The 5,621-nt window shown below is 63.1% G+C and carries 6 protein-coding genes; 2 read left to right on the top strand and 4 right to left on the bottom strand.

The features are described from left to right. The 3 genes from preA to ENZ74_RS19840 all read right to left on the bottom strand — a co-directional run. Positions 1-1,183, bottom strand: a 1,183-nt coding sequence (preA, locus tag ENZ74_RS19850) for an NAD-dependent dihydropyrimidine dehydrogenase subunit PreA (RefSeq protein ID WP_127312940.1), incomplete at its 3' end; no start/stop codon positions are given. Positions 1,184-1,185: 2 nt separating this feature from the next. Further along, complete coding sequence (locus ENZ74_RS19845; RefSeq protein WP_127312939.1) at positions 1,186-2,550, bottom strand: NAD(P)-dependent oxidoreductase; 1,365 nt, start codon at positions 2,548-2,550, stop codon at positions 1,186-1,188. A 120-nt stretch (positions 2,551-2,670) separates the two neighbouring features. After that, the gene (locus tag ENZ74_RS19840; protein WP_024501513.1) at positions 2,671-3,408 is read right to left on the bottom strand and encodes a gamma-glutamylcyclotransferase; all 738 of its coding nucleotides are present in this window, start codon (positions 3,406-3,408) and stop codon (positions 2,671-2,673) included. A gap of 166 nt (positions 3,409-3,574) precedes the next feature. On the opposite strand from ENZ74_RS19840, the gene ENZ74_RS19835 reads away from it, so the two are divergent. Then, positions 3,575-4,351 (top strand): VOC family protein, encoded by a 777-nt coding sequence (locus tag ENZ74_RS19835; protein WP_013530891.1) that lies wholly within the window; start codon positions 3,575-3,577, stop codon positions 4,349-4,351. A gap of 80 nt (positions 4,352-4,431) precedes the next feature. Here the strand turns inward: ENZ74_RS19835 and ENZ74_RS19830 are convergent, their stop codons facing one another. Then, positions 4,432-4,920: a hypothetical protein gene (locus ENZ74_RS19830; RefSeq protein WP_084652544.1), complete on the bottom strand. Its 489-nt coding sequence runs from the start codon at positions 4,918-4,920 to the stop codon at positions 4,432-4,434. Between the two features lie 197 nt (positions 4,921-5,117). Here ENZ74_RS19830 and ENZ74_RS19825 point away from each other — a divergent pair, with 197 nt between their 5' ends. Continuing rightward, positions 5,118-5,510, top strand: a complete 393-nt coding sequence (locus tag ENZ74_RS19825; RefSeq protein ID WP_013530889.1) for a DoxX family protein — start codon at positions 5,118-5,120, stop codon at positions 5,508-5,510. Positions 5,511-5,621: the final 111 nt, after the last annotated feature.

Raw genomic sequence — 5,621 nt, 5'->3', positions numbered from 1 at the left:
CGACCGGGCAGACATTGACGCAGAGATTGCAGCCGACACACTCGGCCTCGATGACCTCGAAGTGCCTGACGCCGTCGACCATGCTGGTGATCGCCTGGTGCGAAGTGTCCTCGCAGGCGATGTGGCAGCGGCCGCACTTGATGCAGGCATCCTGGTCGATATGCGCCTTGGCGACGTAGTTCAGGTTGAGATACTGCCAATCGGTGACATTGGGCGTGGCGCGGCCGACGATGTCGTCGAGCGAGGCGTGCCCCTTCTCGTCCATCCAGTTTTCCAGGCCCGCGATCATCTCCTGCACGATCTTGAAGCCGTAGGTCATCGCCGCCGTGCAGACCTGCACATTGCCGGCGCCAAGCGCCATGAATTCGGCCGCGTCACGCCAGGTGGTGATGCCGCCGATGCCGGAGATCGGCAGGCCCTGCGTTTCCGGATCGCGCGCGATCTCGGCCACCATGTTCATGGCGATCGGCTTTACCGCCGGCCCGCAATAGCCGCCATGCGAGCCCTTGCCGTCGATGGTCGGCTGCGGCGCGAAGCTGTCGAGATCGACACCAGTGATCGAATTGATGGTGTTGATCAGCGACACCGCGTCGGTGCCGCCGGCATGTGCTGCGCGCGCGGGCTTGCGCACATCGGTGATGTTGGGCGTCAGCTTGGTGATGACGGGCATACGGGTGTTCTGCTTGCACCAGCGCACCACCATTTCGATATATTCCGGCACCTGGCCGACGGCGGCGCCCATGCCGCGTTCCGACATGCCGTGCGGACAGCCGAAATTGAGCTCGATGCCGTCGGCCTCCGTCTCCTCGACCACAGGCAGGATCGCCTTCCAGGCCTCCTCGACGCAAGGCACCATGAGCGAGACGACGATGGCGCGGTCGGGCCAGTCCTTCTTGACCTGCTTGATCTCGCGCAAATTGACCTGCAGGTCGCGGTCGGTGATCAGTTCGATGTTGTTGAGGCCGAGCAGGCGGCGGTCGGCGCCCCAGATCGCGCCGTAGCGCGGACCGTTGACGTTGACCACCGGTGGGCCCTCCTCGCCCAGCGTCTTCCACACCACGCCGCCCCAGCCGGCCTTGAAGGCGCGGATGACGTTGTAGGCCTTGTCGGTCGGTGGCGCCGAGGCCAGCCAGAACGGATTGGGCGACTTGATGCCGACGAAATTGTTTCTGATATCCGCCATGCTCATGCCCTCCCGTTCGAGGTCAGTGCCCGATTGATGCTCTCCGCAGCGTCGCGTCCCTGCGCGACCGCCGAGACGGTCAGGTCGTCGCCACCGAAGATGCAGTCGCCACCGGCCCAGACCTTGGCAAGCGACGTGCGCCCTTCCGAATCCACCTTGATGCGGCCGGCTTCGAGGCCGATCGATGCACCGCTGCCGTTGAGGGCGGCCGGGACAAAGCTCTGTCCAATCGCCTTGAACACCTGATCGGCAACGAGCGTCAGCGTCTCGCCGGTGCCGGCAAGCCTGTCGCCGTTGAGGGCGGTGTATTCGAGTTCGACGGCAGTGACCTTGCCGCTCTCGGCGATCACCCGCTTCGGCTGCAGCCAGTGACGGATGCTGACGCCATTGGCAGCGGCCAGATCCTGCTCGAACTCAGACGCATTCATGTGCTCCTGGCCGCGCCGGTAGCAGATCGTCACCTCCTCGGCGCCGAGCAGCTTCGACTGTACCGCGGCGTCGATGGCCGTCATGCCGCCACCGATGACGACGACGCGGCGACCAACCGGCAGGCCGGAAAGGTCGCTGGCCTGGCGCAGCTCGGCAATGAACTCGACCGCGTTGATGACGCCGTCAGCGTCCTCGCCATCGGCACGCAGCGCATTGACACCGCCAAGGCCCATGCCGAGAAACACCGCGTCGTAATTGCGGATCAGATCCGACAGCTGATAGTCGCGGCCGAGCGCCTTGCCGTTCTGGATGTCGATACCGCCGATCGCGGTCACGTAGTCGACTTCGGCCTGGGCGAAATCGTCGACGCTCTTGTAGGCGGCGATGCCGTATTCGTTGAGGCCGCCGGCCTTCGCGCGCGCCTCCAGGATGGTCACGTCATGGCCGTGGCGGGCGAGCCGGTGCGCGGCGGCAAGGCCGGCCGGCCCGGCGCCGACCACGGCGACCGTCTTGCCGGTCGGCTCGGCGCGCGGATAAAACTGCTTGTTCTCGCCCATGGCGACGTCGGTGGCGTAGCGCTGCAGGCGGCCGATCTGCACCGGCTTGCCTTCCGCCACCTCGCGCACGCAGACTTCCTCGCACAGCGTCTCGGTCGGGCAGACGCGGGCGCACATGCCGCCCAATATGTTCTGGTCGAAGATGGTCTTGGCCGAACCGATCGGATTACCGGTCGAGATCTGGCGGATGAACAGCGGAATGTCGATCGAAGTCGGGCATGCATTCATGCACGGTGCATCGTAGCAGAAATAGCAGCGGTCGGATTCGACCAGCGCCTCGTGGTGGTCGAGCGGCGGGTGCAGGTCGGGAAAATTATCCGCATACTGGTCGGCCGAGAGCCTGCCGCCCGCAATGCCTTCCCTGAATTGGCCTTCTGGCATCGTCAGTTCCCCATGTTTTCTTTTGGAGAAGGCTAGCACGTTTTATTTTTTTATCAATTGGTCAATTTTCGACGCAAGTCACTGAAAAGGCTCGGCAATAACATGATTTTTTTACTCATATTATTGCGACTGCGGTCGGGCTTGCAGTGCGAGCGAAAGGCCAGGCTCAAGCTTGCGGCCATGGATGGCCCTGACCTCCTGCGCCACCAATTCCTGCAATCGCCACAGATTGCGGTCGCGGATGCCGAATGCTTCGAGATGGCTGACCGTGTTGTAGAGATATTCGGCGCCGGATCCGATATGCCCGCAGGCTCTGGCCAGCACGCTCGCCACTCTGTCCAGCGGCTGGTTCAGCGACGTTCCCCTGCCCTTCACGCCGACCCAGAAGCCGAGCGCGCGCAGCTTACCCTGCGGCGTATGCACCGGCAGCCAGCGAACCGTCTCGATGCTTTCATGGTCGCTGATCTCGCGCCGCAACAGCCTTTCGATCTGCGCCGGCTTCTCACCCTCCGGCAAGCGATAGATCACGCCGTTGCAGCGCCCGCCCCGCTCGAGCGCCATCATCAACCCAGGCTGCTCGGCGCTGCCGCGCCAGCGCACCATGTCGAGGCAGAAGGAGCGGTGCCAGCCGAAGGCTGTGGCGAGCTGTTGCTCGACCGACTCGAATTCCGGCTTCCAGATCAGCGACCCATAGGCGAACACCCATAACGGTCCCTCATCGGCTTCATTGGACAGTCGCAAGGCGAGGGTTCGAAAGTCCTCGTCGTTCATGTCTGTCCAGCTCGGGTCCGGACCGGGATCGGCCTCTTCCCGATGGCACAGTGCGACAAGCTCGGGCGTGAGCGACATCAAGCGCATGGACGACAACCCCTCATGACCGCAGAGAAATCGAAAACCGCTGGATGCGCAATCAGGGAACGCTTGGCACACACACCCATTGTTGTCCGGGCGGTGTCGGATTTCCGTCGTGAGGATCGTCCTATGGTGGACGACGATCGATCCATGAAAGGTGAGGAGACCGAAAATGCCAAAAACCCCGATGCCCTTCTTCTGGTACGAATTGATGACATCAGATCTCGACGCCGCCGAGGCGTTCTACACCCAAGTGGTCGGCTGGACGGCGCAGCCCTTCGATAAGGCACCCGGCATGCCGCGCTACATCGTCATGAATGTCGGCGAACGTGGCGTCGGCGGCCTGATGACCTTGCCCGAGGATGCCGCCAAGATGGGCATGCCGCCTGCCTGGCTCGGCTATATCCACACCAGGGATGTCGATGCCGCAACTGCATCGCTGGAGAAAGCCGGCGGCACCGTTCACCGCCAGCCCGACGACATTCCGGGCGTCGGCCGCTTTGCCGTCGTCGCCGATCCGCAAGGCGCGACCTTCATGTTCCTGCAGCCGAACGGTCCCGACCAGCCTGTCGTGCCGGCCAGCACGCCGGGCCACATCGGCTGGCACGAGCTTTACACGTCGGACTGGAAAGCCGCGTTCGATTTCTATTCCGACCAGTTCGGCTGGGTCGACGCCGGCGATTTCGACATGGGCCCGATGGGCACGTACCAGACTTTTACGGCCGGCCCCGAATCCGGCGGCGGCATCATGAACAAGCCCGCGCAGATCCCGGTCCCGGTCTGGCAATTCTACTTCAACGTTGCGGCCATCGACGCGGCGGCCAAACGGGTCACCGACAATGGCGGCAAGATCCTGATGGGGCCGATGGAGGTCCCCGGCGGCAGTTGGATCGTGCAGTGCCAGGACCCGCAAGGCGCGCACTTCGCCTTGATGGCGCCAGTCCGCTGACGGCGATCGAACACCGCTGACACAAAGTGCGGGCTTTCATCGGACCACCGATGAAGGCCTCTCCCCTGCCTGGCGCCGCCTCATTCCGGCGCCAGCACCGCAACCTTCAACTCAGCTTTTTTCGCGCCGCTGAACTGAACGGTGGCCGGGCCGGGCGCAAGCTTGAAGCGCACGCTCTTGCGGATGCCAGGGCATGTTTTCACGCCACTGTAGCCCGCCGACTTGATGGCCTGGCCATCCTGGATGACATCGATCCAGGCCTCCCCCGAGAGACTTATCTGGATGGCTCCCTCGGATGGCACCTCCACGCTGGCGACGGCCCCGAAACTGTCTGATGCCGGCGCACGTTCGGGCGCTACCGCAAAACCGGCTTTCTCTACCGGCACCAGCGCCAGGTCCGCAGCCGCACCAACCGCCAGTGCCGCTCCGGACGGCGTTGCCGGTGCCGCGGCAAACAGGGTCTGCTCCCGCGTCACGGGCCACTTGAAGGCCTCACAGCCGGCGTCCTCGGCCATGGCAAAGCTGGTGCCTGCAAGAATTGCGAAGAGGCTGATGGCGACTTTTTTCATGGCAAAGGGAACCCACATTTCTAGAGTGGCCGCACTAATACAACCGCAACGATAGAAATACAACCCTTGCGGGAAAAATGTGAAGGGTCAAGCTGGGGACATTTTCAATCACCGATTGTTGACGCCAGGCCATGGGAAGTGAATGGTCCATTCCTGGGCGATAATCTATGGCCGGACGGATTGAAAATGGAGTCATTATGAAGCTTTTCGAAAGCCTCTCCAGATACCAGCCGCAGGCGCTCGGCGTGTTGCGCATCATGACCGCGCTGCAGTTCATCGAGCATGGCAGCCAGAAACTGTTCAACTTCCCCGTCAGCGTCGATCCCCACGCCCTTTCCGGGCTGACCACGACTGCCGCCATCCTCGAATTCGCCGGCGGCATCCTGCTCGCGCTGGGCCTGTTCACGCGACCGGTGGCATTCCTTCTGGCCGGCGAAATGGCGATCGCCTATTTCATGGCGCACATGCCGCGCGACTTCTTCCCGGTCAACAATGGCGGCGATTCGGCGATCTCGTTCTGCTTCATCTTCCTCTATCTGGTGTTTGCCGGCGCCGGCGCCTTCGCGCTGGACAGCCGCCGCAGCGCCTGACGCCAGAAAGAGGATGCGGGCCTGGTGCATGTCGCCCAAAAGTGCCCGGCGGTTTTGGGACAACGACATCCACAAAACAGGAATCTGAAGCGCATCGGGGAAGCCGAAGCG

It is taken from the genome of Mesorhizobium sp. M7A.F.Ca.CA.002.15.2.1 (assembly GCF_003998715.1).
Taxonomy (GTDB): Bacteria; Pseudomonadota; Alphaproteobacteria; order Rhizobiales; family Rhizobiaceae; genus Mesorhizobium; species Mesorhizobium ciceri.
Note: the sequence above shows the minus strand (reverse complement) of the source record. Positions and strands in the feature narration are given on the sequence as shown.